Below are 18,053 nucleotides of genomic sequence, written 5' to 3'. Positions count from 1 at the left end.
CATTTCTCTTCTTTTTTAATGAATAAAAAGGAAATAATTGAGTATAATATACTGTTTTGTTTTTTACGGAATCGTTTATACTTATAGATAGAAGAATGTGTGAACGAAGAAAACAAAAAACTGGAGGATATATGGGGAAAAATCAAAGAATATATAAGGAGAACGGACAAGTTATCTCTTTTAATCAATTAGCGGACTTCTTTTATAAAAAAGGGATGAGGGCTTACAAAGGACAAAAATTGCAAGATGCAATTAAATATTTTCGAAGAGCGGCACAAAGCGAGAAGGAGCCGTTTATTTTATGTCAATTAGCAACAGTATTATCTGAGGCTGGTGAATATCAAGAGTCGAATCAAACCTTCTTTAAGCTTGTTAGATCTAATCCAGAACTTGAACAATGTTATTATTTTATTGCAAATAATTATGCGTATATGGGTCTATTTCAGCAGGCGAAGAAGTATGCGGATCGCTATTTAGAAGTTGCAGAAGAGAAGGAATTTGTTGAAGATACATTAGAATTACTTGAAATTATGGAAGAAGAAGCGATGGGTGCGGAAGAGATTGAGGATGAAGATGATTTAATTGTTATGCAGGAAGAAGCCAATCGTTATATTCGTAATGGACAATTGGAAGAAGCAATTGCTACATTAGAAATTGTTACGAAAGACTATCCGGAATTTTGGTCAGGGCATAATAATTTAGCCATTGCGCATTTTCAATCTGGTAATGTAGATAAGGCACTGAAATTAACGGAAATGATTTTAGAGAAAAATCCTGGTAATATACATGCGCTTTGTAATACACTTATTTTTCTATATTCAATTGGAGAGCATAAACAAGTAGAGGTGTTAGCTGCTCAGTTAGTTTCGGTATATCCGATTTCGTTTGAACATCGTTTGAAACTTGGGACGACACTTGCAACAATTGGTCATTTCGAGCCTGCATATAAATGGTTCAAATTATTAAAGCGTCAAGGATACGAAGGAGACGTTAGTTTCTATTATTGGTTTGCATATTCTGCGTATATGGTGAAAGATCAGCAAGTAGCTGAAAAAATGTGGCAACATGTTGTAGAATTGCACCCTGATAAAAAGGGAAAAGAACCGTGGAATGCATTGAATTTAGCGGATGAAGGACAAAATGTGTTATTTGAAGAATTACGAAAATCATTCCAGCAAAGTGCGACGCTAGAGGAACAAATGCTAGCTTTATATTTAATGAATGAATTATCAACGCCGGAGAAGGTTGGATTCTTCTTTGATGTAACGCAGGCGAAGAATGGTGTTCCAATCGTATCGCAACTTGCAAAGTATTTCTTTTTACTGAATAGCCATAAGAGTATTCCAGCTGATTTACAGCAATTTGAACAGTGCGCGCGAATCGCGGATGCTTTATACAATTATACGAAAAAAGATGATGAATTAATCGAAGAGTGTTTACAATTTTGGTTTTGTACGTTCATACGTTTACATACATCTGGGGCAGTTTTTACAAATGTATACGGCTGGTCAGCTGCGGTTGAATATATCGTACGCAGTGAACAAGGAAATAAGATGACACAGTCGGAGCTCGGAGATGTGTATAATGTATCTGTAGCGACTGTTCGAAAGTATGTGCAAGCTGTTAAGCGTACGCACACATAGATAAGCAAATCATTGGGAAAAAAATGATGCGAACAGTATAATGAGGGTAACTTAATTGTGTAGGAATGGATAGGAGTGAATAGTGTGTCAGAAGAAAAAATTTATGATGTCATTATTATTGGTGCAGGACCAGCTGGTATGACAGCTGCAGTATATACATCTCGTGCGAATTTAAGCACATTAATGCTTGAGCGTGGTATTCCAGGCGGGCAAATGGCAAATACAGAAGATGTAGAAAACTACCCAGGTTATGAGTCTATTTTAGGACCAGACTTATCAAATAAAATGTTCGAGCATGCGAAGAAATTTGGTGCTGAATATGCATACGGTGATGTGAAAGAAGTCATCGATGGTAAAGAATACAAAACAATTATTGCTGGTAAAAAAGAATATAAAGCACGTGCAATTATCGTTGCAAGTGGTGCAGAGTATAAAAAAATCGGTGTACCAGGTGAAACAGAACTTGGCGGCCGCGGTGTATCATATTGTGCGGTATGTGATGGCGCATTCTTTAAAGGTAAAGAACTTGTAGTTATTGGCGGCGGAGATTCTGCTGTTGAAGAGGGTGTGTTCTTAACACGCTTCGCATCAAAAGTAACGATCGTTCACCGTCGTGACACGCTTCGCGCACAGAAAATTTTACAAGATCGTGCTTTCCAAAACGAAAAAGTAGACTTCATTTGGAACCACACGATAAAAGAAATTAACGAAGCAAATGGTAAAGTAGGAAGTGTAACACTTGTAGATGTAAACAGTGGAGAAGAGAAAGAAGTCAAAACTGACGGCGTATTCGTATACATCGGTATGTTACCACTATCAAAACCATTTGTTGAACTAGGTATTACAAATGAAAATGGTTACCTTGAAACAAATGAGCGTATGGAAACGAAAGTTCCTGGTATTTTCGCAGCAGGTGATGTTCGTGAAAAAATGCTACGTCAAATTGTAACTGCAACAGGTGATGGTAGTATTGCAGCACAAAGTGCACAACATTACGTAGAAGAATTATTAGAAGAACTAAAAACTGTATCAGAAAAATAAGGGATAATATACCTTTTGAGAAGAAAGCTACCGATAGGAGCTTTCTTCTTTTTTTGTGTGAAAATGTCAAAGTTTTGTCAAAAAATATTGGGATTATAAGCTTTCTTATTGATATACTGGACTTTACGGAAAAAATCACTATAAGAAATGAGGAATTTATTCAGTATGGAATGGCGTAATATATATCGTGGATTTTGTATGGGTGTTAGTGATTTAATTCCTGGTGTGAGCGGCGGTACAATCGCTGTTGTGTTAGGGATTTATGAACAATTGCTTGCGGCAATTAGCGGATTCTTTAGTCGTGAATGGAAAAAACATTTAGGATTTTTAATTCCACTTGCAGCTGGTGTGGCAGCAGCGTTTTTAACGTTAAGTCACGTTATTAAATATTTACTTGCAAATCATTATGAACCGACTCAATTTTTCTTCCTCGGTTTAATTATTAGTATATTACCGATGTTAATGAGAGAAGCTGATGCAAAGTCGTCGTTTAAAGGTAAGCACATTGTTTTATTAATCGTTGCAGCAATTCTTGTTGCCATCACAGCTTTCTTTAAACCAGATAAGACAGCAGATCCAATTACGACGTTAACAATTTTAAATGCAATTGGTTTATTTTTCGCAGGATGGATGGCTAGTATGGCGATGTTACTTCCTGGAATTAGCGGATCGTTTATTTTATTAATTATTGGTGTATATCCGACAGCAATTAATGCTTTAACTACACTCAACTTACCTTTAATTGCAGTTATTGGTGCTGGCGTTATGGTAGGGTTCGTTGTAAGTAGTAAAGGAATTAGTTTCTTATTAGATCGATATAAAAGTATGACATTTGCGGCAATTATTGGACTAGTTATCGGTTCGATTGTAATTGTGTTCCCTGGTATTCCAACTGGAGGATTTTCAATTATAAGTTCAATTATTACCTTTATTTTAGGATTTGCGATTGTTACTTATTTCGGTAAGAAGTAAGGGCGCTGGAGTCCCCTTGGCGATAAAAGTCGTTAAGGGGATTTTTCATGCTATTCACGGAAAGTCCAGGCATTTACATTGCTTGTTATAAAAAGCTTTTTTAAAATTGTTGAGTAGCAGTGCTTAGCGAAAGGGGGACTGGCTCCTTCGTTGTAGCAAACTGTTTTTGATAGTATAATGAAATGAGTATGCAGTGAGAAATTTGCTGCAAGTAGCTGAGGTGAAGAAACATGCAAAGAGTGACAAACTGTGTGTTAATTAGAGATAATGAAGTACTCTTACTCCAAAAACCTCGCCGGAATTGGTGGGTTGCACCAGGCGGGAAAATGGAGCGTGGTGAGACTGTAAGAGATTCCGTTGTTCGCGAGTATCGTGAAGAAACAGGTATTTATTTAAAGAACCCAGCGTTAAAGGGGGTCTTCACCTTTGTCATCCAAGAAGGTGATAAAGTTGTTTCTGAATGGATGATGTTCTCCTTTTTAGCGACAGATTTTGCAGGAGAAAACAAACTAGAGAGCGAAGAAGGCATCATTGGTTGGCATACATTTGATAAAATTGATGATTTAGCAATGGCACCAGGAGATTATCACATTATTGATTATTTAATTAAAGGAAATGGCATAATCTACGGTACATTTGTATATACCCCAGATTTTGAGTTGCTTTCATATCGATTAGATCCGAGTTAAACCGTCAAGGAGAGGATACGATGACAGAGAATAATGATATAAAAATGGTAATTATTACAGGAATGTCTGGAGCTGGAAAGACAGTAGCTTTACAAAGTTTTGAAGATTTAGGATATTTCTGTGTAGATAATTTACCACCGATGTTATTGCCAAAGTTTATTGAGCTTATGGCGGATTCAAAAGGAAAAATGAATAAAGTAGCACTTGGTATTGATTTACGTGGCCGAGAGTTTTTCGAACATTTATGGGAAGCGCTTGATGATTTATCAGAACGTACATGGATTATTCCTCATATTTTATTCTTAGATGCGAAAGATAGCACACTTGTAACTCGTTATAAAGAAACGAGACGCTCGCATCCACTTGCACCAACTGGTCTGCCGTTAAAGGGAATCGAAGCAGAGCGTAATTTATTAACAGATATGAAGGCACGCGCGAATATTGTGCTTGATACATCTGATTTAAAACCGAAAGAATTACGTGAAAAAATTGTTCACCTATTTTCAACTGAAACTGAGCAAGCATTTCGTGTAAATGTTATGTCATTTGGATTTAAGTACGGTATTCCAATTGATGCAGATTTAGTATTTGATGTTCGTTTTTTACCAAATCCATATTACATTCCACATATGAAGCCATTAACAGGACTAGATGAAGAAGTTTCATCGTATGTGCTGAAATTTAATGAGACGCATAAGTTTTTAGAGAAATTGACTGATCTTATCACTTTCATGCTGCCTCATTATAAAAGAGAAGGCAAGAGTCAACTTGTAATTGCAATTGGATGTACAGGTGGACAGCATCGTTCTGTTACGCTTACAGAATACCTTGGGAAACATCTGAAACCAGAGTATAGCGTTCATGTATCTCATCGTGATGTGGAGAAGAGAAAGGGTCATTAAGGGATGAAAAAAGAGAGAAAACCCAAAATTGTTATCATGGGAGGCGGAACGGGACTTTCTGTTTTATTACGAGGATTAAAACAATATCCGGTTGATATTACAGCAGTTGTTACAATCGCTGATGATGGTGGCAGTTCAGGTAGATTACGTGATGAGCTAGAAATTCCACCCCCAGGTGACATTCGTAACGTACTTGTTGCGTTATCAGATGTAGAGCCACTGGTGGAAGCTTTATTTCAGCATCGTTTCACAACGGGAGATGGACTGAAAGGTCATGCGTTAGGAAATTTATTATTGGCAGGTATGACCTCGATTACAGGAGACTTCTTCCATGCTATTACAGAAACGAGTAAAGTTTTAAATGTTAGAGGACGTGTATTACCAGCAGCGAATCAAAGTGCAGTACTACATGCGGAACTAGAAGACGGAGAAATTGTAACAGGTGAATCAAAGATTCCTTATTTCGGAAAGAAAATTAACCGTGTCTTTTTAACTCCAGAAGATGTAGAGCCGTTACATGAAACGTTGACTGAGATTAAACGAGCTGATTTACTTGTTTTCGGTCCAGGAAGTTTGTATACGAGTATATTACCGAATTTAGTTGTTAACAAAATCGGGGACGCTGTTCTTGCTGCAAAAGCAAAGAAGGTATATGTGTGTAATGTTATGACGCAAGCTGGTGAAACGATGGGATATACTGCGTTTGATCATGTGCAGGCGTTACATGATCATTTAGGTGAACCATTTATCGATACTGCAATTGTAAATAACCGTGATATTCCTTGTGAATTACGTCAGTTATATGAGGAAGAAATGTCAGCGCCAGTTGTAGTAGATGAAGAGCGTTTTACTGAAAATAATATTAACGTGATTCAAGATCAATTAGCGAAGTATGATGACCGTGTTGTAAGACACGATACATTAAAACTAGCTTCTATTTTATATTCACTGTTGTAGATGTGCGTTGCCTCGTTTGAGGTAACGCTCCTCATTTCATATAGGACAAGATTTTTGTTCCACAATAATCGTATAAGGAGGTGTTGACTGTGTCATTTGCATCAGAAACAAAGAAAGAGTTGACGAATCTGGAGATGAAGGAATGCTGTGAGAAAGCAGAATTATCAGCGTTACTTCGCATGAACGGATCGCTTTCTTTTTCAAATCGTCGTCTATCAATCGATATTCAAACGGAAAATGCGGCAATTGCAAGAAGGATTTATACGCTTTTGAAAAAAGGATATGACGTGACGGTAGAATTACTTGTTCGTAAAAAAATGCGATTGAAGAAAAACAATGTATATATCGTAAGGCTTGTTGAGAAGTCACGCGAAATATTAGCTGATCTTCATATCGTTCGAGACGACTTTTCATTTATTCGAAATATATCACAAGAATTAATTGAGAAGAAATGTTGTAAACGATCGTATTTACGCGGTGCATTTTTAGCAGGTGGTTCAGTAAATAACCCAGAAACATCATCTTATCATTTAGAGATCTTTTCGTTATATAAGGAACATAATGATGCTATATGTGAACTGATGAACGGATTTGATTTAAATAGTAAGACGTTGGAAAGAAGAAAAGGGTACATTACGTATTTGAAAGAAGCAGAAAAGATTACAGAGTTTTTAAATATTATAGGTGCTCATAATGCACTTTTAAGATTTGAAGACATTCGAATCGTACGTGATATGCGTAATTCTGTAAATCGCTTAGTGAACTGCGAAACAGCTAATTTAAATAAAACAATTGGTGCAGCGCTAAGGCAGATTGAAAATATCCGTTATATTGATGAGACAGTTGGTCTTGATATATTGCCGGATAAATTACGAGAAATTGCGCAATTACGAAGAGATTATCAAGATGTAACATTGAAAGAGTTAGGTGAGATGGTATCCGGGGGGAAAATTAGTAAATCGGGTATTAATCATCGTTTGCGTAAAATTGATGATATTGCAGAGAAATTACGCGCGGGGGAAACGGTAGCAAAAAAATAAGAGGTTAAAGGGGAAATGGAGCTGTGGTTCAAAAAAGAGTTCAGGTTTCATTAAAAAACGGTTTACAAGCACGTCCGGCTGCGTTGTTTGTACAAGAGGCCAATCGCTTTCATGCAGATATTTTCATCGAAAAAGATGGGAAGACAGTAAATGCAAAGAGCATAATGGGGATTATGAGCTTAGCAATTGGAACTGGTAGCATGATAACAATTACAACAGAAGGTTCAGATGCAGAAGAGGCTTTAGAGGCATTAGCTGCATATGTACAATAAGAAGCTATCGCGCATGTGCGATAGCTTTTTTGTTGTTTGGGGCTTGTTGGTGGGGGTATGTGAGATGTGCGTTCTTGTCGAGAATTGTCGGTAAGTCGATAAGTTGTGTCGAAACGTCGATATATTAAAATAATCGCCGATATAATTGGAGTTACGGTCGATATATTTGAAAAATCGCCGATATATTTAGAGGGATACTGAGTGGGGTATGTTCGTGCGGAGATTTAACTATAAAAAAGCGCCCTGTAATAGGCGCTTTTTTATGTATCCAGCTCCAGCGACTCTAAATAAGCCGCTGGAGCTTTAAATATCTATTAACGATTTGTAAAGATCTTATCGATTAAACCGTATTCTAAAGCTTTTTCTGCTGTCATGAAGTTGTCGCGGTCTGTGTCGCGTTGTAGCACTTCAAGTGGTTGACCTGTGCGGTCAGCAAGAATTTGGTTTAGTTTTTCACGTAAGAATAGAATACGTTTAGCAGCGATTTCGATTTCAGTCGCTTGACCTTGTGCACCACCAAGTGGTTGGTGAATCATTACTTCACTGTTTGGAAGTGCATAACGTTTTCCTTTTTCACCTGCTGCAAGTAAGAATGCACCCATAGATGCAGCCATACCGATACAGATTGTTGATACTTGCGGTTTAATAAACTGCATTGTATCGTAAATTGCCATACCTGCTGTGATAGAACCACCAGGGCTGTTGATGTAGATGTGAATATCTTTTTCTGGATCTTGAGATTCCAAGAATAAAAGCTGGGAAACGATTGAGTTAGCTACGTTGTCATCAATTGCGCTACCAAGCATAATGATGCGGTCTTTTAATAGTCGAGAGTAAATATCGTAAGCGCGTTCTCCACGATTTGTTTGTTCAATTACTGTAGGAATTAAATTCATCTGTTATTTCCTCCTTATAAAGCTTTCTTAGTCTTATAATACAATTATGGTCAATAAAGGTCAAACGAAACCACTTTAAATCAAAAAAATATGTAGTTGTACCATGAAATATTCGCTATGTTTTTGAAATTCCCTGCTTATGTATCTTCAACATCATAACCGAATTACATAAATTTAAACGTTATAAAAACTGTAGAAAAAAAAGAAAAGAACGCCTTTTGACTGAAGCGTTCTTTCGATATCTATTCTTTTAAAAGATAGGTTACTTTATTTAAAATCTTTTCGATTTGTTTCGCGTTTTTACTATACATTTCGCTCGCTGATTTCGACTTTGTTTCTAAGGAAAATAGTTCAAGATCAGCATGACATTTTTTTAATGATGCTAATAATAAAGGTTTGTTTTGAGGAGAAGGCATTTGTAGTTTGTCATTATAAATGTCGATAGTCAGTTGTCCGTATGAATCAACTTGACCGAGAAAGACATTTTCGATAACAACACCGAGCTTTTCTAGTTCAGCATGTAGCCAAGCGCGGTTATGTCCACTTGCGGATAGCGGTTCATCTAAGACATTGCCATCCATAATAACAGTTTGTGGTTCTTTTTCGTTTGCTACTTTTAAACCGATGTCTTTTGCTGTAAGTGGCTGGGAATCTTTCTTTAATAATACATTTAATTCTCCGCTCGGTTCTAAGACAGCAAATTCAACATCAGCTACGCTGAAAGCACCTTTTCCACGGAGAAGTTCCAGTAATTCATCACTTGTATATTTTTCTTTCTTTAAGTTGTCTTCGAGTATCTTTCCGTCTTTTATTAATACGGTAGATTTCCCTTCAAAGAAGTCCCGAGCTGTTTTGTTCTTTAAAGAGAGGATTCCTGTTAAAAAAGGTACCACAGCGAAAATGAGTATCGCAAAGACGCCGTGAAAAAATTTTGAATCGAGCCCTGTAGATACTTGGGCAGCGATGTCACCGATTGTCATTCCGGCTATGTATTCAAAGAAGGAGAGCTGAGAGATTTGTCTTTTCCCTAACCATTTCGTAATAGCGAATAAAATAATTAATATGAATACAGAGCGAAGAATGACAAGTGTCCATTCCGGCAGGTGAGACATAGTCATTTCCTCCAGTCTACTTAAAACCCTTTATATTGAGGTTCTTCACGTTCTAATACTGAAACTCTATTCTGTAAATCAGCGATGATGCTGTCCATTTCTAACATACATTCATGAAATACACGTTTTGATTCTTCATCTTGTGAATTTAAAGAAAGGGAGCTTAAACTTGCTTGAGCCCCCCTTACACTAGCAAGGCAGGTTTTAACACTAGCAATAACTGTCATACAAACACCTTATCCTTTCGGTTTGAATAGCAATGCTCCGATGAAGCCGAAAATAATAGCTGCGGATACACCGGCGCTTGTTACTTTAAACATGCCGGTAATAACGCCAACGATGCCATGTTTTGCGGCTTCTTCCATTGCGCCGTGAACGAGGGCATTACCAAAGCTTGTAATAGGTACGGTTGCCCCAGCTCCAGCGAAGTCAATTAATGGTTCATACAAATTGAATCCATCTAATATAGCTCCAGCAACAACGAGTGTTGCCATTGTATGAGCGGGTGTTAGTTTGCCGACATCAAACATAAGTTGGCCAATTACACATATGAGTCCGCCAATGACGAAAGCCCAGAAAAAAATCATTGCGTTGCACCTCCGAATTCAATTGAAACGGCGTGAGCGATGCACGGAATCGTTTCTTCTTGTTGGAATGTAAGTGGAGATAGTAAAGCGCCTGTCGCAACGACAAGTATTTTTTTGAACTCTCCTCTTTTCATTCTGTTTAATAAATGACCGTACACGACTGTTGCGGAACATCCTGGTCCACTAGCCCCAGCTATGACAGGTTGCCCTTCTCTATAAATGAGCAGCCCGCAATCTTGAAACTGTTCGCTCGTTACTTTCGTTCCGTGTTTATGTAATAAGTCATAAGCAATTTCGCGGCCGACATGTCCGAGGTCACCGGTTACGATTAAATCGTAGTAAGAGGCGTCGATTTGGCGTTCGCGTAGGTGGGCCTCAATTGTATCGACGGCGGCTGGAGCCATTGCGCCTCCCATATTAAACGGATCTGTTAATCCCATATCAACCACTTTTCCGATTGTGGCTGATGTTACCCTAGGGCCGTTTCCAGTATCACTTAAAATAGCGGCTCCTGCTCCAGTTACTGTCCACTGCGCGGTAGGTGGCTTTTGTCCGCCATATTCGGTAGGATAGCGGAATTGTTTTTCTACAGCTGTATTATGACTGGATGCACCAGTTAATAAATATTTTGCGCCTTTTGCATTTACGATACTCGCCCCAAGTGCTAAACCTTCCATAGAAGTAGAACAAGCGCCGAATAGTCCGAGATAAGGAGTACCCAGTGTACGGCAAGCAAAGCTTGTAGGGGTAATTTGATTAATTAAATCTCCTGCGAGTACAAATTGGATATCGTCTTTACGAAGTTCTGCTTTTTCAGTGGCGCGGCTACAAGCTTCTTCGAACAAAATTTTATGTGCTTTTTCATAGGAATCTTGTCCGAGCCATAAATCTTCATGAAGGATATCGAAGTCTTCGGGGATTTTTCCTTTTGCTTCAAACGGCCCGCCGACGACTCCTGTCGAAATAATAACTGGTTTGTTTTCAAATACCCACGTTCGGTGTCCTTGTAACATTTATAGCCCTCCCCATTGAACGAGAATCGTTTTAATAAGTGCGATGACGAAAGCTGAAAATACACCAAATAAAATAACGGAGCCGGCTAATTTAAACATGTTACCGCCAACGCCAAGGACAAACCCTTCCGTCCGGTGCTCGATACATGCGGCGACAACAGAGTTACCAAATCCAGTGACAGGTACAGCTGTCCCAGCACCTGCAAATTGACCGAGACGATCATATACGCCGAACCCAGTTAGTAACATCGAGATGAAAATAAGAGTTGCTACTGTTGGATTCCCTGCTGAGCGTTCAGTGAAATCGAAATACGTAATATAAAAAGTAGAAATGAGTTGCCCAATTAGGCAAATGAAACCACCAACGAAAAAGGCTTTTATACAGTTTTTTAAGACAGGACGCTTCGGTTCGCGTTCTTGCTCGAATTTTTTATATTCCTGTTGCACAGGGGTTAAGTTTTTATCTTTACTAGACATTGCAAACCTTCCTTTTCTTTTAAAAAGCGTTAAGTGTTAGACTCCATTTTTTTACCAATGAATTTTAATTGTTTATTAATTTCATCTTTAGATACTTTCTTTTCCTTAATTTTTCTTTCAAGCTTTTCAAGTAACATAAAGATTTTTTTATCTGTACTTACACGAACATCGAAAGTGGGGTGCTCATCACTTAGCTGCTTTTGGAGCTTCTTACGGAGAGGTTTTAATCCAAATCTTTCGTGATGCTCAGGTGTAACTGCTATGTAGAGATCTAAATTTGAATTTACTGCTGTACTTTTTATAATTTCATCCATAGTGAGAGCTCTTTTCTTGGCTCCTTGTGATATAGATTGATTAAAGGATTCCATACTCGTTTTTGTTAACTTTGGACCTTTCTCTTTCTCCGTTCGTTTTGCTTCTTCTTTCACTTTTTTATCTAAAGGACTATTATCACATCCGGTAAAAGAGCTAAATAGAAGGGCAAATAATACGGTTATGAGTCCGAGTTTTTGCATATTTATCATTCCATTTCTATTGCAATATGTAATGTGATAGAAAAAGGATGACTGCATATCATCCTTTTTCTATTTCACAGCAAGACTGATTCGTTATTGCTGTGAGTATTGTGGTTCTTCTTGTTGGACTTCTTCAACGCGTGGGTTTAAAGAATCGATAATCGTTTGTGTTTGCTGTGCAGCTGTTTGGAAAAGTTGCTTAGCTTGTTGATTATCCGTATCAAGAGCGAATCCCTCTAAGCTAGCTTGTGCACTTTTTAATCCAGAAACAGTTTGTTTTAATTTCGTAATTACAGTCATTGAATGAAGCCCCCTTTGGAATATCAATTCAAAGATTATAATTTGTGAGTTGGGGTGAATTTATGATTGGAAAATTTAGGGGTGGGTGCTTTGTTAATATACTCATAACTAAGCGTCATAAAGGATTACGGGGATATTTTTATTGATTTAGATGGATTTTATTGCTATTATTATGAGAAGAAAATGAAGTGTTTTCTATTATCATGCGCCCATAGCTCAGTCGGATAGAGCGGTGGTTTCCGGTACCACGTCTGCCGGGGGTTCGAATCCCTCTGGGCGCGTCAAAAAGTCCTAACTTACGTTTTGTAGGTTAGGACTTTTTTTATTTCTCTCTTGTTATATCTGATAATAAGATTTAATATTAGTACTTGATTATAAATTAATTCCGTTATTATTTTCTTTCAATATTATTCAAATTTCGGTTGTAAGTTGTAAATCTCATTAATACATATAAATTAATAATATTTTGGAATGGGTGTCTGTGATAGCATTCTCCTTTTACCAAACTTATTGTACAATAGAAACAAGGGGGAGATTAGTTTGAAGGCAAGTCTTTTACAAGAACAAAGCTTACGTTTGGCAATGACACAAGAGTTAAGGCAAGCGATTACAATGCTCCAGTATAATGTACAAGAATTATCGGAGTTTTTGTATGAGCAATCGTTAGAGAATCCCCTTATTGAGTTAGGTGGTTTTGAGAGGGAGAAGAAAAAGAGCTCTAACAACAGTAAAAGTACCAGCAAACAAGTCGAGAATCAGATGGAAATCTACAGTGTGGATTCTACAACGATTCAGCAACATTTATTAAATCAAATACAGTATTATAAAATAGAGGAAGAAGAGCGAAAAGTAGCTTCTTTCATTATTATGAACATGGATGGAAATGGGTATTTACAAGAAACGAATGAAGAGTTAGCAAATCTTCTTTCCGTACCACTTCATGTAGTTGACCGCTCTGTAGAGCTTGTCCAATCACTGGAGCCAGCAGGGGTAGGGGCGCGTAATATTCAGGAATGTCTAACTTTGCAATTGAAGCGCTTACAAAGACGGGATGGATTAGCAGAAGAGGTTGTAGAAGACCATTTCGCTTATTTCGTGAAGAAAGATTGGCGAAAGCTCGTTCAAGTGTTGAAGTGTAGTAATGAGGAATTGCAATCGGCGGTGAACTGTATTACGTCATTACAGCCGAAACCAGGTCTTGCGTTTTCTTCTGATAAACCACTTTATATTGTGCCTGATATGGCGGTGAAAAAAGATGGTGATCGTCTCGTTTTACAAATGAATGAGAGAAATATGCCGAGAATTGAAATTCATTCTGAATATAGTGCGCTTCTTAATAATAGTGAAAGTGAAGTAGCATCTTACGTTTCAGAAAAGTATCAGCATGTGCAGTGGATTATGCGTAGTTTGAAACAGAGAAAACAAACGCTTTTGCAAGTAATGACCATTATTATGGAAAAACAACGTGATTTCTTCTGGAAAGGTCCGGAGTATTTAAAGCCACTTGCTTTAAAAGAAGTAGCCGAAGAGTTAAGTGTGCATGAATCGACAATTAGTCGCGCAACGCGAAATAAATATGTGCAAACACCACACGGTTTATTTGAGATGAAATCGTTCTTTAGTAATGCCGTTTCGACTACTGAAGATGAAGCAGTCTCTACAAAGCGTGTAAAACAATTTATTCAAACGCTTGTTGAGGCAGAGAATAAGAAAAAGCCACTTTCAGATCAAAAGATTTCAAAATTGTTAGAAGAAGAGCATGAAATCGTTATTTCTCGAAGAACAGTGGCGAAGTATAGAGAGCAAATGCACATCCCAGCGTCGTCATTACGAAAAACGATCGGATAGGTGAAGAAGATGAAAGTTGTACTGTATACAAAAAATGATTGTGGCCTTTGCGTGAAGGCGAAACAAGTTTTACAGGAAGTACAATGTGAATATTCTTTTCAAATTGAGGAAATAGATATATATGAAGATAATGACTTTTTAGAAAAATATCATCTAATGATTCCGGTTGTAGAAATAGACGGAAAACAAGTAGAATATGGTAACATTCACAAAGGTGTCATAATAAACTATATAAAGAATGCAGTTAAGAGTTGAATAAGTTTCTATCTCCTGTTACAATAATACACGTAGCAGGGATTATTTTTTTAACCTATGTGGGACACAAAATGTCACTACGGGACGTAAAGTGACCATGAGGGAAAATGAACCGATGTAGTGAGGAGAAAAGATATGCGCTCATGGATTCAGAACACAAAAAAATTATTACCTGATCTGCTACCTGTTATGCAAACGAGAATGCAAATTCTTCAATACATTAGGCTTATGCAGCCAATTGGAAGAAGAAATTTATCAGCAAGTCTCGGTATGACAGAACGAGTATTGCGAAGTGAAGTTCAAGTTTTGAAAGAACAAAACTTAGTTCACGTCGCTTCTTCTGGAATGACTTTGACAGAAGAAGGAACAGCTTTAGTTCTTGCTTTGGAAGACTTTATGAAAGAAATTTCCGGGTTAAAGGTTTTAGAAAAGCAACTTAAGGAAACATTAGACTTGGATGAAGTTTTCGTTGTCCCTGGTGATAGTGATGAATCGCCTTGGGTCAAACTGGAGATGGGCCGTGCTTGTGTGACTTGTATAAAAGACCGTCTGACAGCGAATAATATCGTTGCTGTGGCTGGAGGAACTACGCTAGCTGCTGTTGCGGACATGATGCAGCTTGATTGCAAAGATTTACATATGCTATTTGTCCCAGCACGTGGTGGAATTGGAGAAGGCGTCGAGTTAGAAGCCAATACCATTTGTGCCAAAATGGCGCAAAATACGATGAGTAATTATCGCTTATTGTATGTTCCAGACCATGTTAGCAGCGAAGCATATGCGTCTATTGTGACAGAGCCTTCCGTGAAAGAAGTTCTTGAGTTGATTCGATCTTCCAATATCGTCATTCATGGAATAGGTGATGCGTTAACAATGGCACGTCGCAGAAATACTTCAGAAGCAGATTGGTTAAAGATTCAGGCAAGCGAAGCAGTTGGCGAAGCTTTCGGTTACTACTTTAATGAACAAGGAAATGTTGTTCATAAAGTAAGAACAGTTGGTATGCAACTAGAGGATTTACAAAATGTATCTCACGTTGTTGCAGTCGCTGGAGGTTCTTCAAAGGCAAAGGCAATACAGGCTGTAATTAAACAAGGGCACACTTCAATTCTAATTACAGATGAAGGTGCAGCAAAACAGTTAACAAAGGGTATTACCCTTTAATATAATCCCCCAAGGAGGAAATTCAAATGACTAAAATTGGTATTAATGGATTTGGACGTATCGGACGTAACGTATTCCGCGCAGCACTTAACAACCCAGAGGTAGAAGTAGTAGCAATCAACGACTTAACAGATGCTAAAACTTTAGCTCACCTTTTAAAATATGACACAGTTCACGGAACTTTAAACGCAGAAGTATCTGCTAACGAAAGCAGCATTGTTGTTAACGGTAAAGAAATTAAAGTTATCGCTGAGCGTGACCCAGCACAATTACCATGGAGCGACTACGGAGTAGAAATCGTAGTAGAATCTACTGGCCGTTTCACTAAAAAAGCAGACGCTGAAAAACACTTAGGTGGATCAGTTAAAAAAGTTATCATCTCAGCTCCAGCTTCTGACGAAGATATCACTGTAGTTATGGGTGTTAACCACGAACAATACGATGCAGCTAGCCACAACGTAGTATCTAACGCTTCTTGTACTACAAACTGCTTAGCTCCATTCGCTAAAGTATTAAACGAAAAATTCGGCGTAAAACGCGGAATGATGACAACAATTCACTCTTACACTAACGACCAACAAATCTTAGACTTACCACACAAAGATTTACGTCGTGCTCGTGCAGCAGCTGAAAACATGATCCCAACATCTACTGGTGCAGCTAAAGCAGTAGCATTAGTATTACCAGAACTTAAAGGTAAATTAAACGGTGGCGCTGTACGTGTTCCAACTGCTAACGTTTCTCTAGTTGACCTAGTTGTTGAACTTGACAAAGAAGTAACAGTTGAAGAAGTAAATGCAGCATTCAAAGCAGCAGCTGAAGGCGAATTAAAAGGTATCCTTGGATACAGCGAAGAGCCATTAGTATCTATCGACTATAACGGATGTACAGCTTCTTCTACAATCGATGCATTATCTACAATGGTAATGGAAGGTAACATGGTTAAAGTACTTTCTTGGTACGATAACGAAACTGGTTACTCTAACCGCGTAGTAGACCTAGCAGCTTACATGACTTCAAAAGGTCTTTAATTCTTAATTATATAAGTTATCAATGACAAAACGAGGGAGAGGGTTTGTTCCCTCTCTCTCTTCTTTCGTTTTAAAAGCAAATGTGTTAAGCTTTTGAGTGGGTTTTGTCAATCCTAACTAGTAGTCGGAGGGAAATCCAATGAACAAAAAATCAATTCGTGACGTAGATTTAAAAGGTAAGCGTGTATTTTGCCGCGTTGACTTCAACGTACCTATGAAAGAAGGCAAAATTACAGATGAAACTCGTATCCGTGCAGCTCTTCCTACAATTCAATATTTAGTGGAGCAAGGTGCGAAAGTTATTTTAGCAAGCCACTTAGGCCGTCCAAAAGGTCAAGTAGTAGAAGAATTACGTCTTACTCCAGTAGCAGCACGTTTAGGCGAGCTTCTTGGTAAAGATGTTAAAAAAGCAGACGAAGCATTCGGACCAGTTGCACAAGAAATGGTTGCAGCAATGAACGAAGGCGACGTATTAGTTCTTGAAAACGTACGTTTCTATGCGGGCGAAGAAAAGAACGATGCAGAACTTGCGAAAGAATTTGCAGCTCTTGCTGACATCTTCGTAAACGATGCATTCGGTGCAGCTCACCGTGCTCACGCTTCTACAGCAGGTATCGCGGACTACCTACCAGCAGTATCTGGTTTACTAATGGAAAAAGAGTTAGATGTTCTTGGAAAAGCACTTTCTAACCCAGATCGTCCATTCACAGCTATCATCGGTGGGGCGAAAGTAAAAGATAAAATCGGTGTAATTCGTCATCTATTAGACAAAGTAGATAACTTAATCATCGGTGGCGGACTTGCTTACACATTCGTTAAAGCTTTAGGTCATGAAATTGGTCTATCTCTATGTGAAGACGACAAGATCGAACTAGCAAAAGAATTTATGCAACTTGCAAAAGAAAAAGGCGTAAACTTCTACATGCCAGTTGATGTTGTAATCACTGAGGAATTCTCTGAAACTGCAACAACTAAAATCGTTGGTATCGACTCTATCCCTTCTAACTGGGAAGGCGTGGACATCGGTCCTAAAACACGTGAAATTTATGCAGATGTAATTAAAAACTCTAAGCTTGTTGTATGGAATGGACCAATGGGTGTATTCGAAATGACTCCATTCTCACAAGGTACAAAAGCAGTAGGACAAGCATTAGCAGATGCAGAAGGTACATACTCTGTTATCGGCGGTGGTGACTCTGCAGCAGCTGTTGAAAAATTCGGTATGGCTGATAAAATGAGCCACATTTCTACTGGCGGCGGTGCGTCATTAGAATTCATGGAAGGTAAAGAGCTTCCAGGTGTAGTTTGTCTTAACGACAAATAAGTAGCAGCCAAAGAA

21 protein-coding genes and 1 tRNA gene are annotated in these 18,053 nt (G+C 38.2%); 14 read left to right on the top strand and 8 right to left on the bottom strand.

The window, feature by feature from the left end; all coding sequences use genetic code 11:
* Positions 1-131: 131 nt before the first annotated feature.
* From ACTFR9_RS17065 to ACTFR9_RS17030, 8 genes are all read left to right on the top strand, one after another.
* Positions 132-1,643 (top strand): tetratricopeptide repeat protein, encoded by a 1,512-nt coding sequence (locus ACTFR9_RS17065; RefSeq protein ID WP_440049002.1) that lies wholly within the window; start codon positions 132-134, stop codon positions 1,641-1,643.
* Positions 1,644-1,727: 84 nt separating this feature from the next.
* A complete protein-coding gene (trxB, locus tag ACTFR9_RS17060; RefSeq protein WP_001288072.1) occupies positions 1,728-2,684 on the top strand; it encodes a thioredoxin-disulfide reductase in 957 nt (318 codons plus the stop codon).
* Between the two features lie 165 nt (positions 2,685-2,849).
* A complete protein-coding gene (locus tag ACTFR9_RS17055) occupies positions 2,850-3,656 on the top strand; it encodes a DUF368 domain-containing protein (RefSeq protein WP_000455203.1) in 807 nt (268 codons plus the stop codon).
* A gap of 230 nt (positions 3,657-3,886) precedes the next feature.
* Positions 3,887-4,345 (top strand): NUDIX hydrolase, encoded by a 459-nt coding sequence (locus ACTFR9_RS17050; RefSeq protein ID WP_001190080.1) that lies wholly within the window; start codon positions 3,887-3,889, stop codon positions 4,343-4,345.
* Between the two features lie 20 nt (positions 4,346-4,365).
* Complete coding sequence (gene rapZ / locus ACTFR9_RS17045) at positions 4,366-5,247, top strand: RNase adapter RapZ (protein WP_000138457.1); 882 nt, start codon at positions 4,366-4,368, stop codon at positions 5,245-5,247.
* Between the two features lie 3 nt (positions 5,248-5,250).
* Positions 5,251-6,204, top strand: a complete 954-nt coding sequence (locus ACTFR9_RS17040) for a gluconeogenesis factor YvcK family protein (RefSeq protein ID WP_000712175.1) — start codon at positions 5,251-5,253, stop codon at positions 6,202-6,204.
* 89 nt (positions 6,205-6,293) lie between these two features.
* On the top strand, positions 6,294-7,244 hold the full coding sequence (whiA, locus tag ACTFR9_RS17035; protein ID WP_000006561.1) for a DNA-binding protein WhiA: 951 nt from the start codon (positions 6,294-6,296) through the stop codon (positions 7,242-7,244).
* A 23-nt stretch (positions 7,245-7,267) separates the two neighbouring features.
* Positions 7,268-7,516 (top strand): HPr family phosphocarrier protein, encoded by a 249-nt coding sequence (locus ACTFR9_RS17030; protein WP_000250307.1) that lies wholly within the window; start codon positions 7,268-7,270, stop codon positions 7,514-7,516.
* A 314-nt stretch (positions 7,517-7,830) separates the two neighbouring features.
* Here the strand turns inward: ACTFR9_RS17030 and clpP are convergent, their stop codons facing one another.
* The 8 genes from clpP to ACTFR9_RS16990 form a co-directional block, all read right to left on the bottom strand.
* On the bottom strand, positions 7,831-8,412 hold the full coding sequence (clpP, locus tag ACTFR9_RS17025) for an ATP-dependent Clp endopeptidase proteolytic subunit ClpP (protein WP_001049162.1): 582 nt from the start codon (positions 8,410-8,412) through the stop codon (positions 7,831-7,833).
* A gap of 242 nt (positions 8,413-8,654) precedes the next feature.
* Complete coding sequence (locus ACTFR9_RS17020; RefSeq protein WP_000018916.1) at positions 8,655-9,524, bottom strand: DUF421 domain-containing protein; 870 nt, start codon at positions 9,522-9,524, stop codon at positions 8,655-8,657.
* 20 nt (positions 9,525-9,544) lie between these two features.
* Positions 9,545-9,751, bottom strand: a complete 207-nt coding sequence (locus ACTFR9_RS17015; protein ID WP_000215908.1) for a DUF1657 domain-containing protein — start codon at positions 9,749-9,751, stop codon at positions 9,545-9,547.
* 9 nt (positions 9,752-9,760) lie between these two features.
* A complete protein-coding gene (gene spoVAE, locus ACTFR9_RS17010; RefSeq protein WP_000575919.1) occupies positions 9,761-10,111 on the bottom strand; it encodes a stage V sporulation protein AE in 351 nt (116 codons plus the stop codon).
* Positions 10,108-11,124 carry a stage V sporulation protein AD gene (gene spoVAD / locus ACTFR9_RS17005; RefSeq protein WP_000938956.1) on the bottom strand — a complete coding sequence of 339 codons (1,017 nt, stop codon included), beginning with the start codon at positions 11,122-11,124 and terminating at the stop codon, positions 10,108-10,110. The genes spoVAE and spoVAD overlap by 4 nt, the downstream gene beginning before the upstream one ends.
* On the bottom strand, positions 11,125-11,601 hold the full coding sequence (spoVAC, locus tag ACTFR9_RS17000) for a stage V sporulation protein AC (protein WP_000095407.1): 477 nt from the start codon (positions 11,599-11,601) through the stop codon (positions 11,125-11,127).
* Positions 11,602-11,630: 29 nt separating this feature from the next.
* Positions 11,631-12,116, bottom strand: coding sequence for a YhcN/YlaJ family sporulation lipoprotein (locus ACTFR9_RS16995; protein ID WP_001170598.1), 486 nt, complete (start codon positions 12,114-12,116; stop codon positions 11,631-11,633).
* A 93-nt stretch (positions 12,117-12,209) separates the two neighbouring features.
* Complete coding sequence (locus ACTFR9_RS16990) at positions 12,210-12,416, bottom strand: DUF1657 domain-containing protein (protein ID WP_000216166.1); 207 nt, start codon at positions 12,414-12,416, stop codon at positions 12,210-12,212.
* 205 nt (positions 12,417-12,621) lie between these two features.
* Here ACTFR9_RS16990 and ACTFR9_RS16985 point away from each other — a divergent pair.
* The 6 genes from ACTFR9_RS16985 to ACTFR9_RS16960 all read left to right on the top strand — a co-directional run bounded on the left by ACTFR9_RS16985 (position 12,622) and on the right by ACTFR9_RS16960 (position 18,038).
* Positions 12,622-12,697, top strand: a tRNA-Arg gene (locus tag ACTFR9_RS16985).
* 259 nt (positions 12,698-12,956) lie between these two features.
* A complete protein-coding gene (rpoN, locus tag ACTFR9_RS16980; RefSeq protein ID WP_229136631.1) occupies positions 12,957-14,264 on the top strand; it encodes an RNA polymerase factor sigma-54 in 1,308 nt (435 codons plus the stop codon).
* Between the two features lie 9 nt (positions 14,265-14,273).
* Complete coding sequence (locus tag ACTFR9_RS16975) at positions 14,274-14,519, top strand: glutaredoxin family protein (protein WP_440049001.1); 246 nt, start codon at positions 14,274-14,276, stop codon at positions 14,517-14,519.
* Positions 14,520-14,654: 135 nt separating this feature from the next.
* Positions 14,655-15,683, top strand: coding sequence for a gapA transcriptional regulator CggR (cggR, locus tag ACTFR9_RS16970; RefSeq protein WP_001258187.1), 1,029 nt, complete (start codon positions 14,655-14,657; stop codon positions 15,681-15,683).
* 26 nt (positions 15,684-15,709) lie between these two features.
* Positions 15,710-16,714, top strand: coding sequence for a type I glyceraldehyde-3-phosphate dehydrogenase (gene gap / locus ACTFR9_RS16965; protein ID WP_000161231.1), 1,005 nt, complete (start codon positions 15,710-15,712; stop codon positions 16,712-16,714).
* Between the two features lie 139 nt (positions 16,715-16,853).
* Positions 16,854-18,038 carry a phosphoglycerate kinase gene (locus ACTFR9_RS16960; protein WP_001036342.1) on the top strand — a complete coding sequence of 395 codons (1,185 nt, stop codon included), beginning with the start codon at positions 16,854-16,856 and terminating at the stop codon, positions 18,036-18,038.
* Positions 18,039-18,053: the final 15 nt, after the last annotated feature.

This window comes from Bacillus cereus group sp. MYBK222-1 (genome assembly GCF_051916425.1).
GTDB classification, from domain to species: Bacteria; Bacillota; Bacilli; order Bacillales; family Bacillaceae_G; genus Bacillus_A; species Bacillus_A paranthracis.
The sequence above is the reverse complement of the archived record's forward strand: the minus strand, read 5'-3'. Positions and strand labels throughout refer to the sequence as shown.

Bases quoted from the DNA above. Each gene is read 5' to 3' on its own strand.
- ACTFR9_RS17065 (WP_440049002.1), top strand. From the start codon at position 132: ATGGGGAAAAATCAAAGAATATATAAGGAGAACGGACAAGTTATCTCT.
- ACTFR9_RS17055 (WP_000455203.1), top strand. From the start codon at position 2,850: ATGGAATGGCGTAATATATATCGTGGATTTTGTATGGGTGTTAGTGAT.
- ACTFR9_RS17050 (WP_001190080.1), top strand. From the start codon at position 3,887: ATGCAAAGAGTGACAAACTGTGTGTTAATTAGAGATAATGAAGTACTC.
- rapZ (WP_000138457.1), top strand. From the start codon at position 4,366: ATGACAGAGAATAATGATATAAAAATGGTAATTATTACAGGAATGTCT.
- ACTFR9_RS17040 (WP_000712175.1), top strand. From the start codon at position 5,251: ATGAAAAAAGAGAGAAAACCCAAAATTGTTATCATGGGAGGCGGAACG.
- clpP (WP_001049162.1), bottom strand. From the start codon at position 8,412: ATGAATTTAATTCCTACAGTAATTGAACAAACAAATCGTGGAGAACGC.
- ACTFR9_RS17020 (WP_000018916.1), bottom strand. From the start codon at position 9,524: ATGTCTCACCTGCCGGAATGGACACTTGTCATTCTTCGCTCTGTATTC.
- ACTFR9_RS17015 (WP_000215908.1), bottom strand. From the start codon at position 9,751: ATGACAGTTATTGCTAGTGTTAAAACCTGCCTTGCTAGTGTAAGGGGG.
- spoVAE (WP_000575919.1), bottom strand. From the start codon at position 10,111: ATGATTTTTTTCTGGGCTTTCGTCATTGGCGGACTCATATGTGTAATT.
- spoVAD (WP_000938956.1), bottom strand. From the start codon at position 11,124: ATGTTACAAGGACACCGAACGTGGGTATTTGAAAACAAACCAGTTATT.
- spoVAC (WP_000095407.1), bottom strand. From the start codon at position 11,601: ATGTCTAGTAAAGATAAAAACTTAACCCCTGTGCAACAGGAATATAAA.
- ACTFR9_RS16995 (WP_001170598.1), bottom strand. From the start codon at position 12,116: ATGCAAAAACTCGGACTCATAACCGTATTATTTGCCCTTCTATTTAGC.
- ACTFR9_RS16990 (WP_000216166.1), bottom strand. From the start codon at position 12,416: ATGACTGTAATTACGAAATTAAAACAAACTGTTTCTGGATTAAAAAGT.
- ACTFR9_RS16975 (WP_440049001.1), top strand. From the start codon at position 14,274: ATGAAAGTTGTACTGTATACAAAAAATGATTGTGGCCTTTGCGTGAAG.
- cggR (WP_001258187.1), top strand. From the start codon at position 14,655: ATGCGCTCATGGATTCAGAACACAAAAAAATTATTACCTGATCTGCTA.
- gap (WP_000161231.1), top strand. From the start codon at position 15,710: ATGACTAAAATTGGTATTAATGGATTTGGACGTATCGGACGTAACGTA.
- ACTFR9_RS16960 (WP_001036342.1), top strand. From the start codon at position 16,854: ATGAACAAAAAATCAATTCGTGACGTAGATTTAAAAGGTAAGCGTGTA.